The sequence below is a fragment of the Streptomyces sp. NBC_01439 genome (assembly GCF_036227605.1).
GTDB lineage: Bacteria > Actinomycetota > Actinomycetes > Streptomycetales > Streptomycetaceae > Streptomyces.
In genome coordinates, this window is sequence record NZ_CP109487.1 from 9,441,187 (window position 1) to 9,467,264 (window position 26,078).

Consider the following 26,078-nt stretch of genomic DNA (forward strand, 5'->3'; position numbering starts at 1 on the left):
CGGACCTGCACCTGAGCTTCCGTCAGGTCGGCGGAGGAGAGTTGGGGAGCAGGCAGAGGAGGTCGATCCGGCCTCCGCGCGGGCCGGCCTCGGCCGCGTGGGAGGTGTCGGGCACGGGCTTGTAGGAGGTCTGCGGCAGGAGGCGGGTGACGGCGGCCAGTGATTCGCTGTCAGGGGCGCGCTCTCGTGCCATCCCAGACAGACCTTGAGCGTCGGCGCAGGGCGAAGCCGTCCTGTTCGGTGGCGACCACGCTGACCAGGCGGCGCCCTGGTCGCGAGTGCGCGGGAAGGCGGTCACCAGCCCCCCGGGGCGGCGCTTCCACCAGGCTTTCGAACGCGCATGAAATGTCCCGACTCCGGGGCAGCCGTGATGCGCGATGGCCGGGGGATGCGGCACGCCTACGGGGGCGCTGAGGAAGAGGGATCGGCTTCGGCCGCGTCCGCGAGGGCTTGGGCGGCGGCTTCCGCTGCTTTGGCGGCGTCGTCGGCGGCCTGGTTCGCCCTGTCCTCCGTGGGCATGGGGTGCGTGGCCTGTGATGGAGGGAGTACATCGTTGAAGGCGCGGCTGATGGCTTGGAGCGCGGAGGTGACCTCGCCGGGGATGATCCAGAAGGTGCTGCCTGGTCCTTGGGCCAGCTGCGGCAGTGCCTGAAGGTACTGGTAGGCCAGCAGCTTGGGGTCGGGGTCGTTGCGGTGCACGGCCTGGAACACTTCGTCGATGGCACGGGACTGGCCCTCGGCCCGGAGGATCTCGGCCGTGCGCTCTCCCTCGGCGCGCAGTACGGCCGACTGTTTGTCTCCTTCGGCGGTGAGGATCTGCGACTGTCGTTGTCCTTCAGCTCCCAAGATCGCGGCCCGTTTGTCCCGCTCCGCTCGCATCTGCTTCTCCATCGCGTCCTTGATCGACTGTGGCGGGTCGACGGCTTTGATCTCCACTCGGTTGACCCGCAACCCCCATTTGCCCGTGGCGTCGTCCAGCACACCGCGGAGTTGGCTGTTGATGGTGTCGCGAGAGGTGAGGGTCTTCTCCAGGTCCATCGATCCCACGACGTTGCGCAGGGTGGTGACGGTGAGTTGTTCGACCGCTTGGAGGTAGTTCGCGATCTCGTAGGCGGCAGCCCGCGGGTCGGTTACCTGGAAGTAGAGGACGGTATCGATCTCGACCACGAGGTTGTCCTCGGTGATGACCGGTTGGGGCTTGAAGGAGACGACCTGCTCCCGCAGGTCGATCACGGGATACACGCGGTCGACGTAGGGGATGACCACATTGAGGCCAGGTGTCAGCGTGCGGTGGTAACGGCCGAGCCGTTCCACGTTGCGGGCGCGCGCCTGAGGCACGATGCGCACGGCCCGCACCACGGTGAAGACTGCGAAGACCGCGACTATGACGCCGGCGACGACCCAGGCTTCCATGGTCACTCCCGGGGGTAGATGAATGCGGTGCTGCCGCTGATCTCCACGACTTCGGCGGTCGTTCCCGGAGGGATCACCAGCGTCTCGTCGTAGGCCCGAGCGGTCCACTCCTCGCCTCCGATTCGGACCCTGCCGCCCTGGGCCGATACCTCACTGACCACGTAGGCAGGCTTCCCCACCAGAGCGTCCACGCCGAACCGTGCCTCCTGGCGCGGTGAGAGGCGTCGCACTGCGAGGGGGCGTACGAAGAGCAGGCTGAGTGTTGCGACGAGGGCGAACACCAAGAACTGCCACGGCAGAGGGAGGCCGAGCGCGGCGGATGCGGCGGTGATCGACGCAGCTGCAGCGAGCAACCCCAATGCGGCAGTGAGAGTGAACACCTCTGCGATGGCCAGCACCGCTGCGGCGATCAGCCACATCAACCACGGCTCCACGCCCGCCCTCCTCCCTCACGAAAAACCGACCAGGGGGATGCTGCGGACGCGTTCCGCTCCGTTCGGCAGGGAATGACCCACCGCGAGAGCGCGTCCATGTCGCTCAGATGTTCAGCATGATGGCGTATGCGAGGAAGAAGAGGGCGCAGGACAGGGCCACCAGGCAGATCACCACGAGGGGGCCCTTGCCCCAGCCGCGAGTCAAAGGGCGGTAGGGGCCCGCGCCAGCACCGGTGCTGGACTCGCCGGGCGGGGTTTCCCCGGGGGGTACCCCGCCATGATGCTGAGACGCCTTGTTCGGGTCTGGGCCTGGAACGGGTGCGGACATGTCTGCCTCCCTCTTGCGAAGGCCGCGATCGGCACGGGCCGAAACGTCGGCCCGGTCGCCCGGCACCTACCCGCCGCGTGCCGCCTCGCCCGTGGTGGCGCTCGACAGACTCCGGGGCGGGGCGGGCTCGTGATAGCAGGGGCCCGGGCAGGTACCCGCTTCCATTATCCGCGTCGGTCGACGGCGCGGCCGCCGGAGCCCAGCAGACCTCTTACCTGGCGGCTCGAAATGCTAGCTTCGCGCCGAACGCGCCAGCTCAATCTGGTGAGGACGGCAGGAAGCAGAGCTTGTACCGGTTGCACGCCACGTAGCCAGGCATGCAAGCCTCCGTGGCCACCGGTTTCGCCGGATGGGGCAACGGGCGGGGTCGTGGCCGGAACGATCATCGCCCCTCGTCCGCGGCGAGGAGGATCTCTACGCCTCCGGCCGCGTCGGCTCGCTCCTCCGCTCGGCGCCGACGGAACCTGAAGGCTCAGTGGGACGCCGGAACGCACTTCGTCAAGGACCGTCTGGACACTCTCGGCGACGGCACCAATGGGCCTCGGGAGCCTGCGGCCCGGTGAGGCCACAGGTGCACCGCGACGATCAGGGCGAGCTGCATGCCGTGTCCGCCCTCTGCACTCATGTCGGAGGAGGGCTCGTACGGAACCACAGCCTCCGTAGCGTCGGCGTGCACGGGCGGCACCGGCTGGTGGGCCGACGCGCAGGGCGAGCCTCGGACCCTTGATGGTCCCGAGGCTCGCTGACGTTGCAGGCGCCGTCCGGGGGAGGTGCCGGGAGGAGTCAGGTTACGGCGGGGAAGCGTTCCCAGACCCGGTGGGCTGCGAGTACTTCCAGGAGCTGAGGGAGTGCCTGTGCGCCGTCGGCGATGATGACGCCGGGTTCGCCCACTGAGATGCCGGCGGCCTCGAAGAGCGCTTCGGCGCCGTCCCAGCCAGCGAGGGCCTTGCCGTGCCGATAGGCCTCGGTGAGCAGCGTCAGGACCCGCGGATCGCTGACGGCGGGGCCAGGTGCCCCGGCCTTGGCGTCACGGGCTCCGTAAGCGTCAGCTCCTGCTCCCGGGACGCCTGCGAAGACCAGGGCGTCGAACTCGACGGAGCGGGCGGTGGCGAAGGTGCGCTGAACGGCGACCGGGTCACCGCCCGTGCCCAGTACCCCGCCGGCCGGGGCGATGATCAGGGGCACCAGGCCGGCGTCCAGGACCGCCTCGCGGACCTGATGCACACCCGACACGTCGGTCGCGGGCCCGGTGACGATGCCGATGACGCGTCCGTTCAGCGGCCAGGTTGCGCCGACCTGCGACAGGCGGGGGCTCGGGCGGACGTCGGCGAGAGGTTCGGTGGTGGCCGAAGACGCGGCTCGGCGAAGGCTCGTGGCTGTCGTGGATCGAGGGCGTCGAGGACGTGATGGCCTTCGAGGAGCGGATGCTGGCGCAGGCCGTCGCCAAGGTGGCCGAGGTGCATGGGGAGCGAATCCGGGAGGTGTTCGGGGTCGAGGTGACGGTGCCGGAGACGCCGTTCCCGCGGATCACGATGGCCGAGGTGCAGGAGGTCCTGCGGGCCGGCGGTTGGGACCCCGAGGGGGTGAAGGAGGACCTGGACCCGGACGGCGAGCGTCGAATCGCCGCGCACATGAAGCAGCAGACCGGTCACGAGTTCGTGTTCATCACGCACTACCCGGCCAGCATCCGGCCCTTCTATCACATGCGTCCGGCGGACCGTCCGGACCTGACGCTCAGCTTCGACCTGCTCTGGAAGGGCCTGGAGATCACCACCGGAGCCCAGCGTGAGCACCGCTCCGACGTGCTGCTCAAGCAGGCAGAGGAGAAGAGCATGAACACCGAGCCGATGCAGGACTACATGAACATCTTCCGCTTCGGGTGCCCGCCCCACGGCGGCCTCGGCGCCGGCCTGGGCCGGATCCTGATGGTCATGCTCGGCCTGGACTCGATCCGCGAAGCCGCGTTCCTGTTCAGGGGGCCGAACCGCCTCACCCCCTGAGCAAGCGGTAGACCCACCTCTGCCCCACCGCCGGCTTGGCGGTGGGGCAGAGGGGGCTCGCTCAGTACCGGGTGTGCCCCAGGCAGGGGATCCACGAGTCGGCGGGGTTCTCGTCCCAATGGTCGCGCAGGGCCAGACGGCCCCCGGGGGGGCAAGTGCCTGAGGCGGCGGGCGGCTCGCGCCCCTGGGAGGCGTTCCATGCCGCACCTCCGGCTGGCCCGAGCGTGGACAGAGTCGGCTCAGAGTCCGAATGCTCCGCCTTCGATGAGGATGAGAAGGCCGATGGCGATCAGGACTACGGGGAGCAGGATGTGCCCCCAGCGGGCGAGGGCCTTGGCGATGACGGGGCGAGTGGCGAAGAACTTGCCGGCGAAGCACCAGACGGCGACGAGGACCAGGAACACCGCGGCGTACACGCTCATCCCGCCGATGCCGGCGGTGGCGAACACGGGGACGTAGACGCCGATGTTGTCGCCACCATTGGCGAAGGTCACGGCGGCAACCGCCAGGGCGGTCGGCCCGCCCTGTGGGGCTTCGCCCTCGTCGTCTCCGTTTTCATTGCGGTGTTTCCATGCTTGCCAGGCGGCCTTCAGGCCCAAGGCGAGAGGGAGGAGACCGAGGTAGGGGATGGCCGACTCGGGCAGGAACGTGGCGCCGAACGCGGCGGCCACGGCTACGGCCAGGATCGCGGTGAAGCCGAGGTACTGGCCGGGCACGATTTTGCGGGTGGAGCCGCGGTGCCCGGCGCCCTGGGCGAAGAACAGCGCCAGGATCAGGATGTCGTCGATGTTGGTGACGGCGAACAGTCCTGCTGCCTGCCCGATGATGCCCAGGTTCGCGAACCATCCCGCTTTACTCGTACGACAAGAAGCATGACCCTACTCGGGCCGGGACGAGAGCCACAGTCGCCCTGACCAGCGATCGGAGTTCGTTCTCGCGAACCGGCTGGTGGTCCCGCCTTGACGTCAGTCGGTCCGGTGCAGGGGCTGGAAGCGCCGTAGCCGCAGGCTGTTGGAGACGACGAACACGGACGAGGAGGCCATCGCGGCCCGGCGATCATGGGGTTGAGCATGCCGAGAACGGCCAGCGGCAGGGCGGCGATGTTGTAGGCGAAGGCCCAGAACAGGTTGGCCTTGATCGTACGAAGGGTGCGGCGGGCCAGTCGGATCGCGTCGCCCGCGGCCCGCAGGTCTCCCCGGACCAGGGTCAGGTCGGAGGCGGCGATCGCGGCATCGGTGCCGGTGCCCATGGCGAGGCCGAGGTCTGCCTGGGCCAGAACAGCCGCGTCGTTGACGCCGTCGCCGACCATGGCCACCACGTGGCCCTGCTCATGCAGTCGCCGGACTTCGGCGACCTTGTCCTCGGGGTGGACTTCGGCGATGACCTGGTCGATTCCGACCTCGGCGGCCACGGCGCGGGCTGCGGCGGTGTTGTCGCCGGTCAGCAGGACCGGTGTGAGTCCGAGCTGTTTGAGGTCGGCGATCGCCTGGGCGCTGGTTGCCTTGACGGTGTCGGCGACCACGAGGGCGGCGCGTACCTGGTCGTCCCAGGCTGCGAAGACGACCGTGCGGCCCGTAGCCTCCGCTGTGTCGCGTGCCCGGGCGAGCTCGGCGGGCAGTGGCAGCAATTGACCGTCCAGCCAGGAGGCGCGTCCCGCGAGCACGGTGTGGCCCTCGACCTGCCCGGTTACTCCCCGGCCCTGGGTGTTGGCGAAGCCGGTGACCGGCGGCAGGGCGCCGAGCCGTTCCCGCGCGGCAGTGGCGATGGCGGCGGCGATGGGGTGCTCGCTCGCGCGCTCCACAGGTAGGCGGCCAGCACGCCAAGGGAAACCAGGGTGTCCATCGTCGCCGAGCCGTGTCGCAGATTCAGGCCCGCGGCCCGGTGGAACGGCCACGCACCCCACGCGACCACCGGGGTGGCCAGGATCAGCGCGAGCCACTGCCAGCCGGGAAAGTGGAGGGCGGAGATCATCGACACGACGACCACAGGGAGGCCCAGCAGCGCCGAGGCGATCAGACGCCGGCGCAGACTGGCAACGTGGGATCCCTCGGCCTCGTCCGCCCCCGTCTCCTCCGCCGTGCCGTTCGAGAGCTGGCTGCGGATCGGGGCGGCGCCGTAGCCGATGGCCTCGCGTCGGCGATCAGCTGCTCAGGCGAGATCTCCGGGTTGTCCCGTGTGATGTGAGCGGTCGCGGTCGCGAGGTTCACCGTCGCGCTCACTCCGGGAAGCTTGGCCAGCTTCCGCTCGACCCGCGCCACGCATGAAGCGCAGGTCATGCCAGTGATGGCCAGTTCTATGGAGTGATCGGCTTCGGACGGTGTGGTGGTAGCCATGGCAGTTCCTCTTGTTGCTTTCAGTCTCGTACGGGATCGGGCGCAGCGGGTTGGCCAGCCGGTGCGACCACGGCGAAGCTCTGGCCGGCGGCCGGCTGCCAGGACAGCTCGCGCCGGTACAGGCGGCGCAGTACGTCGGGCGGCTGGTGGTAGCAGAAGACCGACGAGGCGGCGCCGACGATGGACGGGGTGTCGGTGAACAGCGGCAGCTCGGCCAGGAAGTATCGGACCGCGTGCTCGATCTGCTGCTCGTCCGGCGGCTGTCCGGCGGGCAGCTTCCCGGCCAGCACCCAGCCGGTGGCCTCCCGGCACGCGTCCCGGAAGCCCGCGTCCTCGTCGTACCGTCGCAGCCCGCTCGCGTGGAGCCGTCCGAATGCCGCGTTGTCCTCCAGCTCGGCCCACCCGAGCACACGCTTCTCGGCATCGGGCACCCCCAGGGCACCCAGCGCGGTGACGATCTTGTTGCGGGTGTACTGGCCCTGCCTGCGGGCCTTCCACGCGGCCTTCTCCGGTGCGTACCCCAGCGCCTCGAACATGAAGGCGCTCGGTGCATCGGGTACGAAGAAGTCCACTCGCTCGAACCGCTCCAGCCCCCACGCGGCCAGCTTCTGGATCCGGCCGGTGGAGAAGTGGCTGTTGAAGGGGCTGATCCCGAAGCAGGCGTGCTCGGCCCGCTTGACCGCTTCGGCGCACTGGCTGCTCAGCGGTGTCACCGCCAGCCCCGCCGTACAGCCGTCGTCCTGATCTGCGCCCGTCCTCATGCCCGGACGCTAAAACCTTGCCCTTAGGGCAAGGTCAAGCGCACACTGGCGGGACTCGCACGAAAGGATCCGTTGATGCTCACCGTCGGCCGTATCGCCGCGCAGACCGGGCTGAGTCCCAAGGCCGTCCGCCTGTACGAGGCGAACGGCCTCATCGATCCGCCCGAGCGCACCGCGGCCGGCTACCGCACCTACACCGAGGACGCGGTTCCCGTGCTCGGCTTCATCCGCCAGGCGCAGGCCCTCGGCCTCAGCCTCAAGGAGATCAAGGACATCCTCGACCTCCAGCGCCGCGGCGAGCAGCCCTGCGGCCTCGTCACCAGCCTCCTCGATCAGCACCTGGCTGACATCGACCGCCGCATCGCCGACCTCCAGGCCCTGCGCACCACCCTCCGGACCGCGCGCGCTACGGCGGGCCAGGCGGCGGAGCGGGGGGAGAACGCCGTGGTCTGCCAGATCATCGAAGGTGTCCCCGCAGGATCCTGACCCGCGCCCTGAGCGACGGGCCCGGGGGTGCTGAGAGGCTGCCGACGCGGCTTGGCCTAGCATGGCGCGCATGTCGCGACGCCTGCCCCTGCCGCTCCGGACGTGGTCCGGAGTGCTGCTGGTGTGCGCGCTCTTCGCCTGCCTTACGTGACTGGCACGTCCTGCGATGGCGATGCCGGGCTCGATGGAGATGTCCTCGCACATCGTGATGAGTGGGCATGCCGCGGCTCCGGCTGCCGCCGAGTCGCCGGATCACGGTCCGAGCTGCCCGATGGCCGCCGAGCAGTGCGTGTCACCGAAGGGCATCATCGCCCAGGACGGCCCGGCCGTTCCTGTGCTCGCGACCGTGTCGGACGCGACGCCTTGCTCCTCCGACCTCCTGATGAGGCAGCCCAATGCCCCGCCGCCGGCGGCGGCTCCTCCTGATCTGCACCGGTTGTGCGTGTCACGGACGTGATGTCCGGCCACCCGTGAGGCGAATGCCTCGCGGGACGCCGTGTCTTCTCACGTCCGCCTCGGCACGCCCGGATTTTCCGTGTGCGCGTGCCGTCGTCGCAGAACAGGAGTAACGACGCATGCCGTCGTCCATCGCTTTGCTGATCACCGGTGCGAGCACCGGTCTGCTCGCCGGTGGCGCCTCGTGTGCCGCCGTACAGGGGGGTTTGCTGGCCGGCGCCGTGACCCGCCGCCGTACCCCGGCCCCCGCCTCGAAATCGACCGCCAAGCCGACCGCTAAGCCCCATGCCTCCCAGCCGGAGGCCGCTACGCCGCTGGCGCCGGTCGGAGCCTTCCTTGCCGGCAAGCTCGCCTCCCACACCGTGCTCGGCGCCCTGCTGGGCGTCTTCGGCAATGCCCTGCAGCCCAGCCCCCGCACCCAAGCGGTGCTGCTGCTCGTGGCCGGGGCGATCATGGTGCTCTTCGCCCTGGACCTGATCGGGGTCAAAGCCGTGGGCCGGCTGCTGCCTAGGCCCCCGGCGTCGTTCGGACGCCTGATGCGGCGCAGCGCGAAGACTGACACGGTCGCCACCCCCGCCCTGGTCGGCTTCGCCACTGTCCTGGTGCCCTGCGGGGTGACCCTCTCGATGGAGCTGCTCGCCATCACCTCCGGATCGGCGGTGGCCGGGGCCGCGGTCATGGCCGGATTCGTGGTGGGCACCGCGCCGCTGTTCGCTCTGCTCGGCTATCTGTTCCGGCGTAGCAGCCAGGCGCTCTCGGGCAAGCTGGCCGGACTCACCGGTGTCGTGGTGCTGGCCGTTGCCGCCTGGACCATGATCTCCGCGCTTCAGGCAGGCGGCTGGGTCTCCTTCGACTCCCCCTCAGCGGGCCAGCAGACCTCGGCGAGCGGCCCGTTCATCGTCGAGGGCGGCGACGGCAGCGGTTCCGGGGGCGGTGGCGACTCGCAGGAGCCGCCCGAGAACCCCGTACGTACGGACGCGTCGGGGCGGCAGATCATCACGCTGACCGTGACGGACTTCTACGCCCCGACCCAGTTCACCGTGAAGGCCGGCGTGCCCACCACGCTCATGCTGCACGGCAAGGACTCGGGCGGCTGCGCCAGGGCGTTCACCATCCCCGAACTCGGGGTGCAGGAGATCGTCAAACGGGACGGGGACACCAACGTCGACCTGGGTACCCGCAAGGCGGGAACCCTCCGTTTCACGTGCGCCATGGGCATGCAGACCGGCGCTATCGAGTTCAAGAAGGACCTGTCATGAAGCTCTTCGGCCGCAAGAACAAGACCGAAGCCGACACCGGCTCTCAGGTCGAGCTCCTCATCGAGGGCATGTACTGCACCAGCTGCGGCCTCCTCATCGACGACGAGCTGGAAGACCTCCCCGGAGTCCGCTCGGCCAACACGGACACACGAACGGGACGCAGCATCGTCCACCTGGAGGAGGGTGCGCACGTCGAAAGTGCGACTCTCGTAGCCGCGGTGGAAGGGGCGGGCGACTACAAGGCCCGGCTCGCCGACTGATATAGCGCAGCGGCCTTCTGGGAGTCGACCGGCTCCCAGAAGGCCTGCGCGGCGTCAGCGCAGACGGAGGCGGCGCAGCGCCATCACGGTGCCGTCGGGGTGCAAGGAGACGGGGCCGCGCCACTTTGCGTCCCAGGGGTCGGCGTCCCAGGAGTCGCGGAGGGCGTGTGCCTCTTGGCGGTACTGCTCGACCCTGCCTTCTCGTAGGTGCTCGAACAGGTCCTCGGCGAGGCCGGAGAAGGCCTCGACGCGGATCCCGTTGAGGCGGAAGACGTGATCGGTGCCCACGAAGTTCTTGCCGTGGATAGTGTGGGTGACGTCTTGGACGATGCCGGTGCCGGCGTGGGTGAAGGTCTCGAAGTGCCGCTTGCCCTGACGCTCGGTGAGGTAGCGCGCTGTGGGCTCACCACCGCCGGTGAACGCCATCAGACCTGCCGCATCGGCCTGGGCGAGAACGCGGCCGAACCAGCCGTGCTCCTCCGGCTGGAGGTGGTATCCGGGCAGGATGACCGGCTTCTCGTCCGGCTCGGTGGGAACGTGGATGCCGGGGACGATGGCGCGGTCCTCGACGGGAGGGTCGAGGGTCACTGTCGTCGGCAGCTGCAGGGTGCCGTCCCCGGGGGCTTGGAGCAGGTAGACGGTGATGTTCTCGCTCTTCTTGGGGAGCGTCGTGCCGAAGACCAGGGACGGAGTTCCGTTGTACGGGCCGATGTGGATGCCCTCGACGTCGGCGGAGGCGGTGGCGAGCTGTTTGTGTGCCTGGGACACATTGCCGTGGGTCCCCTTGCAGGTGACCGGAATGACCCGGGACGGCTCACCGGGTTTCCAGACCTCCAGGAAGAAGTTTGGTCGCCTTGGGGCGCTGCTGCGCCCGGCTTCCTTGCCGGTCAGCTCCCAGCCGGCCCGCATGGCTATCTCGGCGTCGATGACGGATATCGAGTGAGCCGGATACTGCGCGGAGAGCACGCGGTGGGCGAGCGCGAGGGCGAAGCCGATGCTCAGCTCGCCCGACTGGGTGGCAGCGTAGTGGCGCCGAGGGTTGCGGCCCTCTGATGAAAGAGCCATGTAGTGGCCGTCGTTACCGGTCAGGGCCTGGCAGTACTTCAGGCTTGCCCAGTGCTCGGCGAGGCCTCGTCCTGCGCCTTGCCGGGCGAGGACGTTGGCCCGGCCCAAGGTGTGGAGGACGTCCCAAGGGGTGAGCTGGAGCGACAGGCCGAGCGGCTTCACCGGTAAGGGGCGGAGTTCCGGCTTGCGGCGCAGGGGCGCCTGGTTCTTCTCCTGTTTGGCCTTGTCGTCCGCGGCAGCCGCTTTCGCGACGCTGCCCGCCAGTTCCGCTGTCGACTGGACGGATATGTGCCACGGCTGCGCGAGATCCCTCAGTACGTCTGCACGCTTCAAGCTGCTTCCCCCTACGTTCGTACGGGTGTTACAGGCCAACGTCGCAAGCTACGTGGGGGAGCAGGGGCGCATGAAGGGCGTACGCGCGCACATGTTGAAGGGCGGCCCCCGTGCGAGGCGGGGGCCACCCAATTAGGCCTTGGCAGGCTCGAGTTCAGCTTCTGCGCTGTTTCCGTCATTGAGCGCGGTGAGGTAGCGCTCGGCGTCGAGGGCCGCGGCGCAGCCGGTGCCCGCTGCGGTGATCGCCTGGCGGTACGTGTGGTCGACCACGTCGCCGGCGGCGAAGACGCCGGGGATGTTCGTACGGGTCGATGGCGAGGCGGTCTGGATGTAGCCCTCGTCGTCCAGGTCGAGCTGTCCTGTGAACAGCTCGGTGCGCGGGTCGTGCCCGATCGCGATGAAGAGGCCGGTGACGTCGAGGTCGCGGAGCTTGCCGGTGAAAGTGTCACGCAGGACGACACCGGACAGCATGCCGTTCGCTTCCTTGATCTCGGCGATCTCGCTGTCGAAGGCGAAGGAGATCTTGTCGTCGGTGAAGGCCCGGTTCTGCATGACCTTGGAGGCACGCAGGGTGGAGCGGCGGTGGACGACGGTCACGGACCTCGCGAAGCGGGTGAGGAAGGTGGCTTCCTCCATGGCGGTGTCGCCGCCGCCGACCACGACGATGTCGCGGTCGCGGAAGAAGAACCCGTCACAGGTGGCGCACCAGGACACGCCGCGCCCGGACAGTTCCTCTTCTCTGGGCATGCCGAGCTTCCGGTAGCCCGAGCCGGTGGCGATGATCACCGCGCGGGCGCGGTGGACGGTGCCCTCGGAGTCGGTGACTTCCTTGATCTCCCCCGTGAGGTTCACGGAGACGATGTCGTCGTCGATCATCTCGGCGCCGAACTTCTCTGCCTGGGCCCGCATGTTCGCCATGAGGTCCGGGCCGTCGACCCCGTCGGGGAAGCCGGGGAAGTTCTCCACCTCGGTCGTGGTGGTCAGCGACCCACCGACGAAGATGGAGCTGCCGAAGAGCAGAGGCTTCAGCTGAGCGCGGGCGGTGTAGAGAGCGGCGGTGTATCCGGCGGGACCGGAGCCGATGACGATGACGTTGCGTATGCCGTCGTCGGCGGTGGTTGCTTCGCCCACGGGATCAGCCCTGCTTCTTGGCGTCGATCTCGGCGATCAGGCCCTCGATGAGGCCCTTGATCTCGTCGCGGATGGGGCGGACGGCCTCGACGCCCTGGCCGGCGGGGTCCTCGAGCTGCCAGTCAAGGTAGGTCTTGCCGGGGAAGTACGGGCAGGCGTCGCCACAACCCATGGTGATGATGTAGTCGGACGCCTGGGCGGCCTCGGGGGTGAGGGCCTTCGGCTTCTGGTCGGAGATGTCGATGCCCAGCTCGGCCATCGCGGCGACGGCCGAGGGGTTGATCTGCTCGCCGGGCACGGAGCCGGCGGAGCGGACCTCGACGCGGTCGCCGGCGAGGTGGCGCAGGAACCCGGCCGCCATCTGGGAGCGGCCCGCGTTGTGGATGCAGACGAACAGGACGGAGGCGGCAGGAGCGGAGGACATCTGTTCTTCCTTGGGGTGAGGCTACTGCGATCGTGATCACGATGTCGGCGGCGCCTGGGCAACCTGTTCGGTCAGCGGCATGGCGTAGGCGTCGGCTATAAGGTCAGCCCGGACTGGTGTCAGCCCCAGCTGATGTGACAGTATCAGCACATGATGACGTCAGTCGACACTGATCTGATCCGGGTTCTGGCCGACCCGCTCAGGCTCCAGATCGTGACCCTGCTCGCACGCGAGACGCTCTGCACCACCCACCTCGTGGAGGAGACGGGTGCCAAGCAGACGAACCTCTCCAACCACCTGAAGGTGCTGCGCGAGGCCGGGGTCGTGGATACGGAGCCATGCGGACGGTACATCTACTACCGCCTGCGCCCGGAGGTCATCGAAGCTCTCGCCGGTCAGTTCGCCGACCTCGCCACGACCGCGCGTGCCACCGCCGAAGCGAACCTCAAGCGGTCCTGCCCATAGCCCGCTCTGCCTCACCTGCCCGAGGAGAACCCGTCTTGACCGCCACCGAGCCCGTCGCCGCCCCCGCTGTGGAGAGCGACATAGCCGCCGACACGTCGCCGCAGCCCGCACCCGGCGCGACTCCGCCCCGCACCCCGCTGATCGCCCGCGCCGCCGCCGAGATCGTCGGCACGGCCGCCCTGGTGGCGATCGTCGTCGGCTCCGGCATCCAGGCCACCAAGCTCACCGACGACGTGGCTCTTCAGCTGCTGGCCAACTCCACCGCCACCGTCTTCGGCCTCGGCGTGTTGATCGCCCTCCTCGGGCCGGTCTCCGGCGCCCACTTCAACCCGGCCGTCACTCTCGCCGAGTGGTGGACCGCCCGCCGTGGCGGCGCCGGAGTCACCGCCCGCGAGCTCGCCGTCTACGTCCCCTCGCAGATCGCAGGTGCGATCGCGGGCGCGGTCCTGGCGGACGCGATGTTCGGCGAACCGCTGGTGAAGTGGTCCACGCACGACCGCTCCGCCGGGAACCTCCTCCTCGGCGAGGTCGTGGCGACCGCGGGCCTGATCCTGCTGATCTTTGGCCTCGCCCGCACCGACCGCCTCCGCTTCGCTCCTGTCGCGGTCGCCTCGTACATCGGCGCCGCGTACTGGTTCACCTCCTCCACCTCTTTCGCCAACCCGGCCGTCACCATCGGCCGCGCCTTCACCGATACCTTCGCGGGCATCGCCCCCGCCTCGGTGCCCGGCTTCATCGCCATGCAGGTGGTCGGCGCGGTCGTGGGTCTGGCACTCGTGGCGGTCATCTTCATGCGCGGCAAGAGCGACACGGAGCAGCCCGCAGCATGACGCGCAGCACGGATGTGGTGGTGATCGGCGGCGGCCAAGCAGGGCTCGCCGCCGGCTACCACCTGCGCCGCCTGGGCATCGAGCACGTCATCCTCGATGCCCAGGCCGCGCCCGGCGGGGCGTGGCAGCACACCTGGGATTCCCTCCATCTGTTCTCCCCGGCCCAGTACTCCTCGCTGCCCGGGCGGCTGATGCCCGCCCAGCCCGGCCAGACGTACCCGGACGCGCAGCATGTCGTGGAGTACCTCGCCGACTACGAGAAGCGATACGAGCTGCCGGTCCAGCGCGGCGTATGGGTCGATGCGGTCCATCGCGACGGCGTCTGTCTGCGGGTGGAGAGCGACTCGGGCGACTGGCGGGCCCACGCGGTCATCAGCGCGACCGGCACCTGGACCCGCCCGTTCATCCCCACCGTCCCCGGTCGCCGGGAGTTCTCCGGTCGCCAGCTCCACACGGTGCAGTACAAGAGCCCGGCCGAGTTCGCCGGTCAGCGGATGATCGTGGTTGGCGGTGGCAACTCCGGTGCGCAGATCGCCGCCGACCTCGTGTCTGTGGCCGAGCTGACCTGGGTCACCCAGCGTCCGCCCCGCTACCTGGCCGACGACATCGACGGCAGGGCCCTCTTCGACGCCGCCACCGCCCGCCGCCAAGCGCTGGACGCCGGACGCACCGACACCGGGGGCGTGGCCTCCCTCGGCGACATCGTCGCCGTCCCGCCTGTACGCGCCGCCCGGGACGCCGGACTCCTCACCGCGAAGCCGATGTTCACACGCCTCACCACCAAGGGTGTCGAATGGGCCGACGGCACCCAGGCCGAGGTCGACGCGATCATCTGGTGCACCGGCTTCCGCCCCGCCCTCGCCCACTTCGCTCCCTGCGCCTGCGCGGCACCCGCGGCCACATCGCCACCGAAGGCACCCGCGCCGTGGACGAGCCGCGCCTGCACCTGCTCGGCTACGGGGACTGGACGGGCCCGGCCTCCGCCACCCTCATCGGTGTCGGCCGCCCCGCCAGGGACGCCGCCCGCGAAATCGCCGTACTCCTCGGCGGGTGAGAACGCGTCCTCAGTGTGTCGATCGCGGCTGCGTGAGGATGGTGCAGATGTCGCCTTCCGAGCAGGTGTCGGGATCCATCGAGGCGGCCCGTCGGGCGAGGTCGCGCAGTGTACGGGTCTGCCTGAGTTCGACCAGGCGGCGTTCGATCTCAGCGAGGTGCTCGCCGATCAGTGTGGTGACTTGGCCGCACGGAGCCTGCCCGCTGTCACGCAGGTCCAGGACCGACCGGATCTCGGCGAGGCTCAGGCCGGCCGCTTGAGCGTCTCGGATGAACGCCAGCCGGTTCACGAACTCCGGTGCGTAGTCGCGGTACCCACCTGCCGTGCGCGGCGGGGCGGGCAGCAGTCCGGCCTGCTCGTAGAAGCGGATGGTCTTGGCCGTCACCTGGCCGGCCGCCGCGAGGTCACCGATACGCATGCCTCCACGCTACGGCCTTGACCTTCCAGTGCACTGGAAGGTCTATGTTCGGTTCGCAAGCTCACCGACCGGGAAGGACAGCGGGATGCGGATCACGATCCTCACGGTGCCGGAGTGCCCGAACGTGCCGGTCGTGCAGGAGCGGATCACGGAGGCACTCGACGGCCGTGCTGCCGTGATCGACCTGGTCGAGGTGTTCGAAGAGGGCGAGGCGGCCCGGTGGGGCATGACTGGTTCGCCCACGGTGCTCCTCAACGGCACCGACCCGTTCCCCATCCCTGGTGCTCCGCCGTCGGTGTCGTGCCGCCTCTACCGTGACGCTGGCGGCCGCACCGACGGTGCACCGAGCGTCCAGGCTCTCCGGGAGGCGTTTTCGGGAGTACGCAGGCCCCAGGCGGCCGAAGAGCAGGACTGCTGCGAGACCGACCCCCTGGATCCGATCGGCCGGGCAGGGCGGGGGAGGCGGGCGCCTGCGGAGCGCGGCCTGCGGCTGGTCCAGCACGCGATCCTGCGGCACTTCGCCACTACGGGGCGCGCGCCGGAGGCCACCCTGCTCGAACCCGTGGCGGCCGAAGCCGGACGGACAGCCGGAGAGGTTCTGGCCGAGCTGGACCGCGAGGATTTTCTGACCCTCGCCACATCTGGACGGATCGCGGCCGCGTACCCGTTCTCGGCAGTGGAGACGCGGCACCAGGTACAGCTGGCCAACGAGGTGCGGGTCTGGTCGATGTGTGCGATCGACGCGCTCGGCATTTCCGCAATGCTCGGCCAGGACGTGACGGTCTCCTCCAGCGACCCCATCGACGGACAGCCGGTGACCGTCTCTTTCGTCAACGGTGCGGCGCGATGGGAGCCTGCCGGTGCGGTCGTCTTTGTCGGGCGCCGTGAGAGCGAGGGCCCAGCTGCCGCGGTGTGCTGCGACGCCCTGAACTTCTTCTCCGGCCTCACCCCGGCCGAGCAATGGAAGTCGGCGAACCCCGAAGTGCGTGGGGAGATCGTCAGCCAGGCCCGCGCCATTGAGATCGGGCACCAGACCTTCGGCCCGCTCCTCGAGGAGGACTGACAGCTCGCTGCTTCTGTTACTCCCGCTCAGGAGCGGGAATCATCGCAACCTCCGGCCGGTCCCCGAGTACCGACCCAGAGTTGGCAGGCCATGATGGAGGCGATCGCGATGGACCGGCAGGCTGTGTACGAGGACTACGAACGGGCCCGCCGCGGCTTCCATCAGCTGCTGGAATCCGCCTCCGAGGCGGACCTTGCACGACCCAGCCGCGGTACCAAGTGGACCAACGAGCAGCTGTTGTGGCACATGCTCTTCGGCTACATGGCCGTCCGGGCTCTGCTGGTGCTGGTCCATGTCTTCGGGCGGCTTCCACGCGGCGCCGGCAAGGCGTTCGCTCGCCTTCTGGACGCGGGAACCGTGCCGTTCGACTGGGTCAACTACGAGGGTCCACGAGGGGCGGTGAAGGTCTACGGACCGCGCCGGATGGGCACCGCCTTCGACCGTGTCCTCGACTCCCTCCAGCGTCGGCTGGCCGCCGAGTCCGATGCCGACCTGGCCCGCGGTATGCACTACCCCGTGCGGTGGGACCCGTTCTTCAAGGACTTCATGACACTCGCGGACGTCTACCGCTACCCGACGCAGCACTTCGACTTCCACCACCGACAGCTCACGCTGAACAGCAGCGACGGGCGCAGCGGGAAGCCTGAGGTCAGCTGATCCGCGGGCTGCGGCGCTCCAACAGCACCACGTCACGCCACACGCCGTGTTGGCGGCCGATGCGCTCGCGGGTGCCGATGACCCGGAAGCCGGCCCGCTGGTGGAGGGCGAGGCTCGCGCGGTTCTCGGGGAAGATGCCCGACTGGATCGTCCAGATCCCCGCGGTCTCCGTCGAGCCGATCAGTGCGGTAAGGAGCTGCATGGCGACGCCTCGGCCACGGGCGGCCGGGTGGACGTAGACGGAGTGCTCGACCACACCCGCGTACGCGCACCGGTCCGAGACCGCGCTCGCCGCGACCCAGCCCAGTACCTTGCCGTCCTCGCCGACAGCGGCGAAGCGGTGCTCCGGCAGCTTGCCCGCCGCGAACGCCTCCCACGGCGGGGCGGTGGTCTCGAAGGTGGCGTTGCCCTCGTCGATCCCCGCCTGGTAGATCGCCAGGACCTCATCCGCGTGCGCTTCGGCCAGCGGGGCGATGGTGATGCTCATGCGGCGGCCGCGCGGGTCAGGAGCTGCCCCATGGCGGCGAGCACCGCAGGCTCTACCCGGTAGTACACCCACGTGCCGCGCCGCTCGGAGGACAGCAGCCCGGCTTCCCGGAGCTTCTTCAGGTGGTGGGAGACCGTCGGCTGGGAGACGCCGACATCAGAGATGTCGCACACGCAGGCCTCGCCGCCCTCGTGGGAGGCGACCAGCGAGAACAGCCTCAGGCGGACCGGGTCGCCCAGGGCCTTGAACATGACGGCGGTCCGCTCGGCCTCTTCGGCCGTCAGCGGGCGCTCCGACAGGGGCGGGCAGCACGCTGCCACGGCCTCCGGCTCCAGCAGCGGCAACACCTTCGTAGTCATGCCTCCATCATCCGAGAAATTTCGATAGATGTCTATGTTGACGAACGTCGATTCAAGGTCCACTCTAGAGGCGTCAGGACATCGACAAACGTCAAATCAACCGGGGAGCCTGCCGTGAACGCGACCACCGAAGCCCTGCCTGTCGTCGTGATCGGCGCCGGCCCGATCGGACTCGCCGCGGCCGCCCGCCTCATCGAGCGGGACATCGAGCCCCTGGTCCTGGAGGCCGGTCCGGTCGCCGCGTCCGCCGTGCGCGACTGGTCTCACGTACGCCTCTTCTCCACCTGGTCCGAGGTCGTCGACCCCGAGGCCGAGAAGCTCCTAGCCCCCACTGGCTGGGTGAAGCCGGACGGTGCCACGTACCCCTCCGGTGGCGACTGGGCCGAGCTCTACCTTCAGCCCCTGGCCGACGTCCTCGGCGACCGCGTCCGCTACAACGCCACCGTCACCGGTGTCTCGCGCACCGGCCGTGACCGCATCGTCGACGCCGACCGAGAGAATCAGCCATTCGCCGTTCACATCACCAGCGCCGAGGGCCGTGAGGAGCGGATCTTCGCCCGCGCCGTCATCGACGCCTCCGGCACCTGGTCCACGCCCAGCCCGGCCGGCGGTAGCGGCCTGCACGCACTCGGCGAGAAGAGCGCGGTCGACCACGTCACGTACCGCGTCCCCGACCTGAAGGACCCCGCCGTCCGCACCCGCTACGCCGGCAAGCGCACCGCCGTCATCGGCTCGGGCGCCTCCGCCTTCACTGCCCTGGCCTACCTCGCCGACCTCGCCAAGGCGGAGGACGGCGCCGGGACGCACGCCACCTGGATCCTCCGACGTGGGATCAGCGGCTCCACCTTCGGCGGCGGCACCGCCGACCAACTGCCCGCCCGCGGCGCCCTCGGCCTCGCCGCCAAGGCCGCCGTCGACGGCGGCTACGCCGACGCGGTCACCGGTTTCCGCACCGACGCCATCGAGAAGACCGGGGAGGGCCGCCTGGTCCTGGTCGGTGAGGATGGCCGCCGCCTGGACCCGGTCGACGAGGTCATCGTCCTCACCGGCTTCCGCCCCGACCTCACGTTCCTCGACGAGCTCCGTCTCGGTCTCGACGAGCGCCTCCAGGCCCCGGTCGAGCTCGCGCCGCTGATCGACCCCAACCAGCACTCCTGCGGCACCGTCTACCCGCACGGGGCGGGCGAGCTCTCTCACCCGGAGAAGGACGTCTACCTGGTGGGCATGAAGTCCTACGGTCGGGCCCCGACGTTCCTGGCCATGACCGGCTACGAACAGGTCCGCTCCGTCGCCGCAGCCCTTGCCGGCGACCGCGAGGCCGCCGAGCGCGTCGAACTCACCCTTCCCGAGACCGGAGTGTGCGGCGGCGCGGGCCTGTTCGACCAGCCCGAGGCCGCCGAAGAGACCGGCGGCGGCTGCTGCGCCGCCCCGGCCACCCTCACCATCGGCGCCCCCGCCTCCTCCGGCGGCTGCTGACCACGGTGTCCAACACCAAGGCCGGAGCGGCCGTGACCGGAACGGGGGTCCGGTCACGGCCGCGCGCCGTACTCCCAGCCCTCTGCGCCACGCAGATCTAGAGGCAATCCTGGCGTTCCTGCGCGACAGCAACACAACCAGCCGGGAGGATATGGAGCTTGGACTCGCTGAAGCCGTTGCAGAGCAGGAGAGCGCTCAGGAAGATCTGAACTCCATCAGGGAGTCCCCGGCGACACAGACCACTCGGGGATTGCTCCGATCAACCGACCCGGCAGCTTCGGAGCCGAGCCGGTCCGCGACGAGGCGCTCGAACTCGTGGTGGTTGTCCTCCAGCCACGCCAGATACGACAGGGCCTGCGGCAGCAGCTCCTTGTCCCGGCTCCGCTTGTACTCGATGATCACGGGCGTCCCGTTCTCGTCCAGACCAAGTGAATCGATCCGGCCCCGATGACGTCCAGTGGGGTACTTGCTGGCCAGGAATCGGATGCCCAGCATCGTCTCCATGTTCGCCTCGATCAGAGTCTGCAGCTGCCTCTCCAGAGCAACGGCGGACCCCCGCATCTCCGTTGCGGCCCCGCCACAGACCCGAAAGGCTCTGAGATCACTCACCGGCATGCCCCTGTTCTCCTGTGTCAGATCCAGGGAGCCAACAATCACGCAGAGGCGGCAAGTATTCCCGAGCGACGGATCAATTCTCGTGTTTTCTGAACTGCCCGCCGAGGGCGCGCGGCGGGCGGATCATAGCGAGGGGAACCGGCAGCGCCAAATTTGTTCTGGCGTGGGATGTATGGAGCAAGACCAATGCGAGGATGCCGATCCTCAACGCTCCAGGGAGTACCGATGGCCACTCAGTTCATGGACGTGAGAGAGACCGCGGAGTACCTCAACATGTCGGTGCAGTGGGTGTACCGAGAAGCGCCTCGGGCCGGGCTCGCCCCCTATCGTTTTGGAGCCGGACGCAACGCCAAGATCCAGTTCAAGGTGTCCGAGGTCGAGTCCTGGGCCAAGCAGCAGAAGATCTCGTGGTGATGGACGCAGGTATCGAAGCGGCGACGAGGAGCAGGGGCGGCGGACCGGCCGGGCGTCATGAAACGGCGCAGACAAAGGCAGTCAGGCAACCCGAGCGCGCGGTCGTGCTCGCTTAGGTCAGCCGGTGCGGCGGGAGCGGGCCAGAGTGAGCGCACCGACGACCACGGCGATCAGCCCCAACAGCAGCGCCACGAAAGCCCCGCCCCTCCCGTTGCCGGTGCCGATCCCGCTGTCGGAGGTGGCCACGACCAGCCCACCAAGAGCCATGGCGATCAGCCCCGCCACGACGGCGCCCGCTCGCCCGGAGCGGGTCCCGAATCGACCGGTGGGACGAGCTAGGGCCAGCCCGCCGATGACCACGCCGGTCAGTCCCACCAGTGCGGCCACGATGGCACCGAGTCGCCCGGTACTCATACTGAAGACACTGGCGGCGACCGGCTGGAGCGCGATGTGCGCGGCTTCGGGTGCGGAAAGCATGTCTCGGACTGACATGAGGTGCTCCTTCACTACGACTCTGTATGGCTTGAGCGTGTCCGTCGGACCCGCCGCCGGTCGTCCAGCAGGCGCAGACACTTCTCGCTGCCGCCGCTGCCTCACCCGGCTACCGCGGACACCGCAGGCGCTGCGGAAGTACCGCGTACGCGGTAGCCCGCCGCTCGTCCGGGAGCATGATCCGCTCGGGCGGGCATCCGGCTAGGGTGCGCGCATGGGCAGAGGAAGGTTCGTGGTTCGGGCCGCGGTCAGGGACTGGGCGACAGCCGTCTGCGTGGCGGCGGCGCTGCTGGTCACCGGGCTGTCGGGGCAGCGCTCCGCCACGGGCCGCCTCGACCTGCTCGGCTACGCGCTGCTGGTAGCCGGCGGCCTGGCACTGGCCGGCGGCCGTCGGGCTCCGGTTCCCGTGCTCGCCGTCACCGGGGTGTGCGCGGTGGGCTACCAGGCGGCCGGTTTCGATGTACCCGCCGTCGCGTACCTGTTCGCCGTGTACGCGGCCGTACGGGCCGGCCACCGTACTCTCACGATCGCGGCCAGTTTCGCCATGCTCGCCGCACTCCCCGTCGCCGCCCTGGTCTCGGGCATGCACGACATGGGTGAGGCGCTCGCGCGGTCCCGGGGCGCCCTGGAGATCGCCTGGCTGATCGCCGCCGGCGCCGCGGGCGAGGCACTGCGGCAGGCCGAGCGCCGGGCGGACGAGGCCGAGCGCACCCGGGAGGAGACCGCGCGGCGTCGCGCCGACGAGGAACGACTCCACATCGCGCGGGAGTTGCACGATTCGCTCGTCCACCAGATCTCGATCATCAAGGTGCAGTCCGAAGTTGCCGTACACCTGGCCCGCAAGCGTGGCGAACAGGTACCTGAGGCCCTGCTGGCGATCCAGCAGGCCGGTCGTGAGGCGACCCGGGAGCTGCGAGCGACGCTGGAAGCGCTTCGCGACGACGACACGTCTCCGCCGCGTGGGCTCGACGATGTCCCGGAACTGGTGGAGGGTGCCCGGAGGACCGGCCTGGACGCGAGGCTGGCGGTCGACGGACGACGCCCCGACGTGCCGGCCGCGGTCGAACGGACCGTCTACCGGATCGTTCAGGAGTCCCTCACCAACATCTCCCGGCACGCCGCAGCCACTACCGCATCGGTCCACATCGACTACCGCCCGGACGCCCTGACCGTCCGCGTCGATGACGATGGCAAAGCCACGTCGAACGCGGCCTCGACGCCCGGAGTCGGGCTGCTCGGGATGCGCGAACGCGTGACGGCTCTCGGCGGTCGGCTGCGCGCCGAACCGCGGAGTGAGGGCGGCTTCACCGTCCAGGCCGAACTCCCCGTGGAGCGGGCGTCGTGATCCGTGTCCTGCTGGTCGACGACCAGCCCCTCCTCCGCAGCGGATTCCGCTCGCTGCTCGACGCCGAGGAAGACATCGATGTGGTGGCCGAGGCCGGCGACGGGAAGGAAGGCCTGGCTCAGGCCAGGCAGCACCTGCCCGACGTCGCGCTCATCGACATCCAGATGCCGGTTATGGACGGCATCGAGGCGACCCAGCTCATCGCGGCAGACCCGGCCCTGGCCAACGTGCACGTCGTCATCCTGACCAACTACGGCTTGGACGAGTACGTCTTCAACGCGCTGCGGGCCGGCGCCGCCGGATTCCTCGTCAAGGACATCGTGCCGGAGGACTTTCTCCACGCGGTACGCGTCGCCGCGCGCGGTGACGCCCTGCTCGCACCCTCGATCACCCGCAAGCTCATCAACAGGTACGTCGCCCAGCCGCTCGACACCGGCACCCGCACTGGGCTGGAGGAGCTGACCAACCGCGAGCGCGAGGCCGTCGTCCTGGTCGCGCAGGGCCTGTCCAACGACGAGATCGCTGACCGCATGGTCATCAGCCCGATGACCGCGAAGACCCACATCAACCGGGCCATGGCCAAGCTCCATGCCCGTGACCGCGCTCAGCTCGTAGTCCTCGCCTACGAAGCCGGCCTGGTAACCCCGCGCAACTCCTGACATTCACTCCTGGCGGCTGCGTCTTCCTTCGCACGATCCGGCCCGGGTGCCGTGGTGCGGACCATCCCTCGATCCGGGGCGCACGCCCCAAGGCAAGCGGGCGCCGGTCAGCTGTGTACGCGGGCCTTTCGGACGCCGTAGACCGCGGCGCCGACGGCCAGGACGGCGGCGCCGGAGATGACAGAGGTCAGCGGCAGGGCGAAGGCGAGGACCATGCAGCCGACCAGACCGATTACGGGAACGGCTCGAGGCGGGCGTCCCTCGGCAGGGGTGAGGGTGTAGGCGGCTGCGTTGGCGACGGCGTAGTAGGCCAGGACTCCGAAGGAGGAGAAGCCGATCGCCCCACGCAGGTCGGCGGTCGCGGCGGCGATGGCGACGACGGCTCCGACGGCGAGCTCGGCGTGGTGAGGAACGCCGAAGCGTGGGTGGACGGCGGCCAGGGTGTGGGGCAGATGGTGGTCGCGGGCCATGGCCAGGGTGGTGCGGGAGACCCCGAGGATCAGCGCGAGCAGGGACCCGAGCGCGGCGACGGCCGCTCCGATACGCACGACGGGGACCAGGGCCGGGACGCCGGCTGCCCGTACGGCCTCCGTCAGCGGTTCGGTGGCCTGGGCGAGCCGGTCGGGCCCCAGGACCGACAGCACCGCGACGGCCACGCAGGCGTAGACGACGAGGGTGATGGCCAGGGCAAGGGGGATCGCGCGCGGGATGGTGCGGGCGGGATCCCGGACCTCTTCGCCGAGCGTAGCGATACGGGCGTAGCCGGCGAAGGCGAAGAACAGCAGCCCGGCGGCCTGCAGGACGCCGGTCGCCGTGGCGTCCGCGCCGATGTCCAGCCGCGCGGCCTCAGCGGTCCCGCCGGTCAGGCAAGCAGTGACCACTGCGGCGAGGACCGCCAGGACGATGGCCACGATGACACGGGTCAGCCGGGCGCTCTTCTGTACCCCGGTGTAGTTGAGCGCGGTCAGTGCCACCACAGCGGCCACCGCAACCGCGTGCGCCTGACCGGGCCAGACATAGGTGCCCACGGTCAGCGCCATGGCCGCGCAGGAGGCGGTCTTGCCGACCACGAACGCCCAGCCGGCCAGGTAGCCCCAGAACTCCCCGAGCCGTTCACGTCCGTAGACGTACGTTCCCCCCGAGGCCGGGTAACGGGCGGCCAGTCGCGCCGAGGACGTCGCGTTGCAGTACGCGACCACGCCCGCGAGAGCCAGCCCCAGCAGCAGCCCGGACCCGGCCGCCCCGGCCGCCGGAGCGAGCGCGGCGAAGATCCCCGCTCCGATCATCGACCCGAGACCGATCAGTACCGCGTCACCGACTCCAAGGCGCCGCTTCAGCTCGCCATCACCGGCCGGGGCCCCTACCGCGTTCATTGCCTGCTCCTTCGCGGCAGCCTGCCGCCCATGCCTGTGCCTGCGCTCAGGATCTCGGCGCACCGTAGCCGAACAAGGTGTCCAGCTGGGACGGGGGATCTTCCTGACCGTCACCGCCACCGCTGAGGACAACTCCCTAGCCCGCCTGGTGCACATCGTCCAGGACGCCCAGGAACGCAAGGGCGCAAGCCAGCGCCTCGCCGCCCGATTCGCCCGCCCTCTGGTTCCCGGCGTCCTCGTCCTGGCCGCGCTGATAGCCGTCCTGGGCGGCCTGCTCGGGGACCCTGGTGTGTGGATTGAACGCGCCTTGGTCGTCCTGGTGGCCGCCGCACCCTGCGCCTTCGCGCTGTCCGTGCCCATCGCCGTGGTCGCCGCCGTCGGCGCCGCCTCCAAGGCCGGCGTACTGATCAAGGGCGGCGCAGCCGTCGAGGCACTCGGCAGCGTTCGCGTGGTCGCCATCGACAAGACCGGTACCCTCACCCGCAACGAACCGGTCGTCATCGACGTCGTCACCGCCGACGGAGTGGACCGCACCCGCGTCCTGAGCATCGCCGCCGCCCTCGAAGCGCGCAGCGAACACCCCCTGGCCGCAGCCATCCTGACCGCCGCCGATGCGCTCCCGAGTCTTCCGGCCGAGGACGTGGAAGCCGTACCCGGCAACGGCCTGACCGGCACGGTCGCAGGAGCCCCGGCACGGCTCGGCAAGCCCGGCTTCGTCGACCCCGCCTCCCTCGCGGCCGAGGTCACCCGGCTGCAGAGCGACGGTGCCACCGTGGTCGTCGTCGAGCACGCCGGAGCTCTGCTCGGCGCCGTCGCGGTACGTGACGAAATCCGCCCCGAGGCCGCGGAGGCGATCACTCGCCTCAAGCAACAGGGCATCGAGGTGATCATGCTCACCGGCGACAACACCCGCACCGCCGAAGCCATCGCGGCCACCGCCGGCATCACCGAGGTACGCGCCGAACTCCTCCCAGAGGACAAGGCCCGTATCGTCACCGAGCTCCAGGCCCGCGGCCCGGTAGCCATGGTCGGCGACGGCATCAACGACGCCCCCGCCCTGGCCACCGCACAGGCCGGAATCGCCATGGGCGCCATGGGCAGCGACGTCGCCATCGAAGCAGCCGACGTCGCCCTCATGGGCGAGGACCTGCGCCGCCTGCCCGACGCCATCGCCCACGCCCGCGCCGCCCGGGGCATCTTCACCCAGAACCTGCTGCTCTCCGGCGCCATCCTGGTCACCCTCGTACCGCTGGCCGCCATCGGCGCGCTGGGTCTGGCGACAGTGGTCGCCACACACGAACTGGCCGAGGTCCTGGTCATCGCAAACGGCATCCGCGCCGGTCGCAAGACCCGGCTCCCGCACCACACACCGGTGCGCGAGTCTGCCCCGGCCCGCGCGGCCGCCTCCAAGTCGGAGCCGCCCACGGCGACGTCCCTGCCGGCCTCCGACGGATGCACCGACGGCTGCTGCGGGGAGTCGGCCGAGGGGCCTGGTCCGGTCCTGGCCGAAGGGAGGAGGAACCTGCTTGCCGGGATCTCCACTCCACAGCGGACTAGCAACGCCGTTGCGCGTTCATCGTCCGAAGGTCGATAGCCCCATGCTCTGCTGTTGACCACGCCGACAGTGGTGTCCTCGGACAAGCCCCCGGTGCAGGGTGAACAGCGCCCACAGACCGGTACGCAGCCGG

29 protein-coding genes and 3 pseudogenes are annotated in these 26,078 nt (G+C 69.7%); 14 read left to right on the top strand and 18 right to left on the bottom strand.

The window, feature by feature from the left end; translation table 11 throughout:
* Positions 1-22: 22 nt before the first annotated feature.
* From OG207_RS43205 to OG207_RS43225, 5 genes are all read right to left on the bottom strand, one after another.
* Entirely contained in the window at positions 23-193 is a 171-nt protein-coding gene (locus tag OG207_RS43205; protein WP_326747088.1) for a hypothetical protein, read from the bottom strand.
* Between the two features lie 206 nt (positions 194-399).
* Complete coding sequence (locus OG207_RS43210; RefSeq protein ID WP_443072850.1) at positions 400-1,413, bottom strand: SPFH domain-containing protein; 1,014 nt, start codon at positions 1,411-1,413, stop codon at positions 400-402.
* Positions 1,414-1,415: 2 nt separating this feature from the next.
* Entirely contained in the window at positions 1,416-1,847 is a 432-nt protein-coding gene (locus OG207_RS43215; RefSeq protein ID WP_329107161.1) for an NfeD family protein, read from the bottom strand.
* Between the two features lie 103 nt (positions 1,848-1,950).
* A complete protein-coding gene (locus OG207_RS43220; protein ID WP_329107164.1) occupies positions 1,951-2,175 on the bottom strand; it encodes a DUF6480 family protein in 225 nt (74 codons plus the stop codon).
* A gap of 783 nt (positions 2,176-2,958) precedes the next feature.
* The gene (locus OG207_RS43225) at positions 2,959-3,480 is read right to left on the bottom strand and encodes a hypothetical protein (RefSeq protein WP_329108290.1); all 522 of its coding nucleotides are present in this window, start codon (positions 3,478-3,480) and stop codon (positions 2,959-2,961) included.
* Between the two features lie 71 nt (positions 3,481-3,551).
* Between OG207_RS43225 and OG207_RS43230 the strand changes: the two are divergent.
* Positions 3,552-4,175, top strand: a pseudogene (locus tag OG207_RS43230) (amino acid--tRNA ligase-related protein); the annotation flags it as partial.
* A 239-nt stretch (positions 4,176-4,414) separates the two neighbouring features.
* Here the strand turns inward: OG207_RS43230 and OG207_RS43235 are convergent.
* From OG207_RS43235 to OG207_RS43245, 4 genes and pseudogenes are all read right to left on the bottom strand, one after another.
* A complete protein-coding gene (locus OG207_RS43235; RefSeq protein ID WP_329108292.1) occupies positions 4,415-5,008 on the bottom strand; it encodes a cadmium resistance transporter in 594 nt (197 codons plus the stop codon).
* A gap of 132 nt (positions 5,009-5,140) precedes the next feature.
* Positions 5,141-5,976, bottom strand: a pseudogene (locus tag OG207_RS44210) (heavy metal translocating P-type ATPase); the annotation flags it as partial.
* 211 nt (positions 5,977-6,187) lie between these two features.
* Positions 6,188-6,508, bottom strand: a complete 321-nt coding sequence (locus OG207_RS44215) for a cation transporter (protein WP_402697017.1) — start codon at positions 6,506-6,508, stop codon at positions 6,188-6,190.
* Between the two features lie 20 nt (positions 6,509-6,528).
* A complete protein-coding gene (locus tag OG207_RS43245; RefSeq protein ID WP_329107166.1) occupies positions 6,529-7,269 on the bottom strand; it encodes a tRNA-dependent cyclodipeptide synthase in 741 nt (246 codons plus the stop codon).
* Positions 7,270-7,344: 75 nt separating this feature from the next.
* Here OG207_RS43245 and OG207_RS43250 point away from each other — a divergent pair, with 75 nt between their 5' ends.
* From OG207_RS43250 to OG207_RS43260, 3 genes are all read left to right on the top strand, one after another.
* Entirely contained in the window at positions 7,345-7,755 is a 411-nt protein-coding gene (locus OG207_RS43250; RefSeq protein WP_329107169.1) for a heavy metal-responsive transcriptional regulator, read from the top strand.
* 575 nt (positions 7,756-8,330) lie between these two features.
* Positions 8,331-9,470: a sulfite exporter TauE/SafE family protein gene (locus tag OG207_RS43255; RefSeq protein WP_329107171.1), complete on the top strand. Its 1,140-nt coding sequence runs from the start codon at positions 8,331-8,333 to the stop codon at positions 9,468-9,470.
* Positions 9,467-9,730, top strand: a complete 264-nt coding sequence (locus OG207_RS43260) for a cation transporter (protein ID WP_329107173.1) — start codon at positions 9,467-9,469, stop codon at positions 9,728-9,730. The genes OG207_RS43255 and OG207_RS43260 overlap by 4 nt, the downstream gene beginning before the upstream one ends.
* A 54-nt stretch (positions 9,731-9,784) precedes the next feature.
* Here the strand turns inward: OG207_RS43260 and OG207_RS43265 are convergent, their stop codons facing one another.
* The 3 genes from OG207_RS43265 to OG207_RS43275 form a co-directional block, all read right to left on the bottom strand.
* Entirely contained in the window at positions 9,785-11,128 is a 1,344-nt protein-coding gene (locus OG207_RS43265) for a hypothetical protein (RefSeq protein ID WP_329107175.1), read from the bottom strand.
* A gap of 132 nt (positions 11,129-11,260) precedes the next feature.
* A complete protein-coding gene (gene trxB / locus OG207_RS43270; protein ID WP_329107177.1) occupies positions 11,261-12,259 on the bottom strand; it encodes a thioredoxin-disulfide reductase in 999 nt (332 codons plus the stop codon).
* Positions 12,260-12,263: 4 nt separating this feature from the next.
* On the bottom strand, positions 12,264-12,683 hold the full coding sequence (locus OG207_RS43275) for an arsenate reductase ArsC (protein ID WP_329107179.1): 420 nt from the start codon (positions 12,681-12,683) through the stop codon (positions 12,264-12,266).
* A 150-nt stretch (positions 12,684-12,833) separates the two neighbouring features.
* On the opposite strand from OG207_RS43275, the gene OG207_RS43280 reads away from it, so the two are divergent.
* The 3 genes and pseudogenes from OG207_RS43280 (at position 12,834) to OG207_RS43290 (ending at position 15,032) form a co-directional block, all read left to right on the top strand.
* Positions 12,834-13,148 carry an ArsR/SmtB family transcription factor gene (locus OG207_RS43280; RefSeq protein WP_266635074.1) on the top strand — a complete coding sequence of 105 codons (315 nt, stop codon included), beginning with the start codon at positions 12,834-12,836 and terminating at the stop codon, positions 13,146-13,148.
* A 35-nt stretch (positions 13,149-13,183) separates the two neighbouring features.
* Positions 13,184-13,978 (top strand): MIP/aquaporin family protein, encoded by a 795-nt coding sequence (locus tag OG207_RS43285; protein WP_329107182.1) that lies wholly within the window; start codon positions 13,184-13,186, stop codon positions 13,976-13,978.
* Positions 13,975-15,032: pseudogene (locus OG207_RS43290) on the top strand (ArsO family NAD(P)H-dependent flavin-containing monooxygenase). Before OG207_RS43285 ends, OG207_RS43290 begins: the two are co-directional and overlap by 4 nt.
* A gap of 10 nt (positions 15,033-15,042) precedes the next feature.
* Here the strand turns inward: OG207_RS43290 and OG207_RS43295 are convergent.
* Positions 15,043-15,450 (bottom strand): heavy metal-responsive transcriptional regulator, encoded by a 408-nt coding sequence (locus OG207_RS43295; RefSeq protein WP_329107184.1) that lies wholly within the window; start codon positions 15,448-15,450, stop codon positions 15,043-15,045.
* Between OG207_RS43295 and OG207_RS43300 the strand changes: the two genes are divergently transcribed.
* Positions 15,407-16,513 (top strand): alkylmercury lyase family protein, encoded by a 1,107-nt coding sequence (locus OG207_RS43300; protein ID WP_329107187.1) that lies wholly within the window; start codon positions 15,407-15,409, stop codon positions 16,511-16,513. The two genes, OG207_RS43295 and OG207_RS43300, sit on opposite strands and share 44 nt — an antisense overlap.
* Before the next feature lie 90 nt (positions 16,514-16,603).
* Positions 16,604-17,170, top strand: a complete 567-nt coding sequence (locus OG207_RS43305) for a DinB family protein (protein WP_329107189.1) — start codon at positions 16,604-16,606, stop codon at positions 17,168-17,170.
* Here the strand turns inward: OG207_RS43305 and OG207_RS43310 are convergent.
* Positions 17,163-17,657: a GNAT family N-acetyltransferase gene (locus OG207_RS43310; protein WP_329107191.1), complete on the bottom strand. Its 495-nt coding sequence runs from the start codon at positions 17,655-17,657 to the stop codon at positions 17,163-17,165. The two genes, OG207_RS43305 and OG207_RS43310, sit on opposite strands and share 8 nt — an antisense overlap.
* Entirely contained in the window at positions 17,654-18,016 is a 363-nt protein-coding gene (locus tag OG207_RS43315) for an ArsR/SmtB family transcription factor (protein ID WP_053790345.1), read from the bottom strand. Before OG207_RS43315 ends, OG207_RS43310 begins: the two co-directional genes overlap by 4 nt.
* Before the next feature lie 114 nt (positions 18,017-18,130).
* Here OG207_RS43315 and OG207_RS43320 point away from each other — a divergent pair, with 114 nt between their 5' ends.
* The gene (locus tag OG207_RS43320; RefSeq protein WP_329107196.1) at positions 18,131-19,492 is read left to right on the top strand and encodes an NAD(P)-binding domain-containing protein; all 1,362 of its coding nucleotides are present in this window, start codon (positions 18,131-18,133) and stop codon (positions 19,490-19,492) included.
* A gap of 195 nt (positions 19,493-19,687) precedes the next feature.
* Here OG207_RS43320 and OG207_RS43325 read toward each other — a convergent pair whose 3' ends face one another.
* Positions 19,688-20,107, bottom strand: a complete 420-nt coding sequence (locus OG207_RS43325; protein WP_443072851.1) for a hypothetical protein — start codon at positions 20,105-20,107, stop codon at positions 19,688-19,690.
* Positions 20,108-20,332: 225 nt separating this feature from the next.
* Between OG207_RS43325 and OG207_RS43330 the strand changes: the two genes are divergently transcribed.
* Positions 20,333-20,521, top strand: a complete 189-nt coding sequence (locus tag OG207_RS43330; protein ID WP_329107197.1) for a helix-turn-helix domain-containing protein — start codon at positions 20,333-20,335, stop codon at positions 20,519-20,521.
* A 117-nt stretch (positions 20,522-20,638) separates the two neighbouring features.
* Here the strand turns inward: OG207_RS43330 and OG207_RS43335 are convergent, their stop codons facing one another.
* Positions 20,639-21,013, bottom strand: a complete 375-nt coding sequence (locus OG207_RS43335) for a DUF6223 family protein (RefSeq protein WP_329107198.1) — start codon at positions 21,011-21,013, stop codon at positions 20,639-20,641.
* Positions 21,014-21,227: 214 nt separating this feature from the next.
* Here OG207_RS43335 and OG207_RS43340 point away from each other — a divergent pair, with 214 nt between their 5' ends.
* Together OG207_RS43340 and OG207_RS43345 are read left to right on the top strand one after the other, a co-directional pair.
* Complete coding sequence (locus tag OG207_RS43340) at positions 21,228-22,358, top strand: sensor histidine kinase (RefSeq protein WP_329107200.1); 1,131 nt, start codon at positions 21,228-21,230, stop codon at positions 22,356-22,358.
* The gene (locus OG207_RS43345; RefSeq protein WP_329107202.1) at positions 22,355-23,017 is read left to right on the top strand and encodes a response regulator transcription factor; all 663 of its coding nucleotides are present in this window, start codon (positions 22,355-22,357) and stop codon (positions 23,015-23,017) included. The genes OG207_RS43340 and OG207_RS43345 overlap by 4 nt, the downstream gene beginning before the upstream one ends.
* 107 nt (positions 23,018-23,124) lie before the next feature.
* On the opposite strand, the gene OG207_RS43350 is transcribed toward OG207_RS43345, so the two are convergent.
* A complete protein-coding gene (locus OG207_RS43350; RefSeq protein WP_329107204.1) occupies positions 23,125-24,390 on the bottom strand; it encodes an APC family permease in 1,266 nt (421 codons plus the stop codon).
* Between the two features lie 40 nt (positions 24,391-24,430).
* On the opposite strand from OG207_RS43350, the gene OG207_RS43355 reads away from it, so the two are divergent.
* On the top strand, positions 24,431-25,984 hold the full coding sequence (locus OG207_RS43355; protein ID WP_329108294.1) for a heavy metal translocating P-type ATPase: 1,554 nt from the start codon (positions 24,431-24,433) through the stop codon (positions 25,982-25,984).
* The last annotated feature ends 94 nt before the right edge of the window (positions 25,985-26,078 follow it).

Coding starts and splice junctions, on each gene's coding strand:
- OG207_RS43275 (WP_329107179.1), bottom strand. CDS start 12,683: ATGTCCTCCGCTCCTGCCGCCTCCGTCCTGTTCGTCTGCATCCACAAC.
- OG207_RS43245 (WP_329107166.1), bottom strand. CDS start 7,269: ATGAGGACGGGCGCAGATCAGGACGACGGCTGTACGGCGGGGCTGGCG.
- OG207_RS43210 (WP_443072850.1), bottom strand. CDS start 1,413: ATGGAAGCCTGGGTCGTCGCCGGCGTCATAGTCGCGGTCTTCGCAGTC.
- OG207_RS43310 (WP_329107191.1), bottom strand. CDS start 17,657: ATGAGCATCACCATCGCCCCGCTGGCCGAAGCGCACGCGGATGAGGTC.
- OG207_RS43305 (WP_329107189.1), top strand. CDS start 16,604: ATGATGGAGGCGATCGCGATGGACCGGCAGGCTGTGTACGAGGACTAC.
- OG207_RS43255 (WP_329107171.1), top strand. CDS start 8,331: ATGCCGTCGTCCATCGCTTTGCTGATCACCGGTGCGAGCACCGGTCTG.
- OG207_RS43260 (WP_329107173.1), top strand. CDS start 9,467: ATGAAGCTCTTCGGCCGCAAGAACAAGACCGAAGCCGACACCGGCTCT.
- OG207_RS43340 (WP_329107200.1), top strand. CDS start 21,228: ATGGGCAGAGGAAGGTTCGTGGTTCGGGCCGCGGTCAGGGACTGGGCG.
- OG207_RS43280 (WP_266635074.1), top strand. CDS start 12,834: ATGATGACGTCAGTCGACACTGATCTGATCCGGGTTCTGGCCGACCCG.
- OG207_RS43335 (WP_329107198.1), bottom strand. CDS start 21,013: ATGTCAGTCCGAGACATGCTTTCCGCACCCGAAGCCGCGCACATCGCG.
- OG207_RS43295 (WP_329107184.1), bottom strand. CDS start 15,450: ATGCGTATCGGTGACCTCGCGGCGGCCGGCCAGGTGACGGCCAAGACC.
- OG207_RS43325 (WP_443072851.1), bottom strand. CDS start 20,107: ATGCCGGTGAGTGATCTCAGAGCCTTTCGGGTCTGTGGCGGGGCCGCA.
- OG207_RS44215 (WP_402697017.1), bottom strand. CDS start 6,508: ATGGCTACCACCACACCGTCCGAAGCCGATCACTCCATAGAACTGGCC.
- OG207_RS43330 (WP_329107197.1), top strand. CDS start 20,333: ATGGCCACTCAGTTCATGGACGTGAGAGAGACCGCGGAGTACCTCAAC.
- OG207_RS43205 (WP_326747088.1), bottom strand. CDS start 193: ATGGCACGAGAGCGCGCCCCTGACAGCGAATCACTGGCCGCCGTCACC.
- OG207_RS43250 (WP_329107169.1), top strand. CDS start 7,345: ATGCTCACCGTCGGCCGTATCGCCGCGCAGACCGGGCTGAGTCCCAAG.
- OG207_RS43350 (WP_329107204.1), bottom strand. CDS start 24,390: ATGAACGCGGTAGGGGCCCCGGCCGGTGATGGCGAGCTGAAGCGGCGC.
- OG207_RS43220 (WP_329107164.1), bottom strand. CDS start 2,175: ATGTCCGCACCCGTTCCAGGCCCAGACCCGAACAAGGCGTCTCAGCAT.
- OG207_RS43315 (WP_053790345.1), bottom strand. CDS start 18,016: ATGACTACGAAGGTGTTGCCGCTGCTGGAGCCGGAGGCCGTGGCAGCG.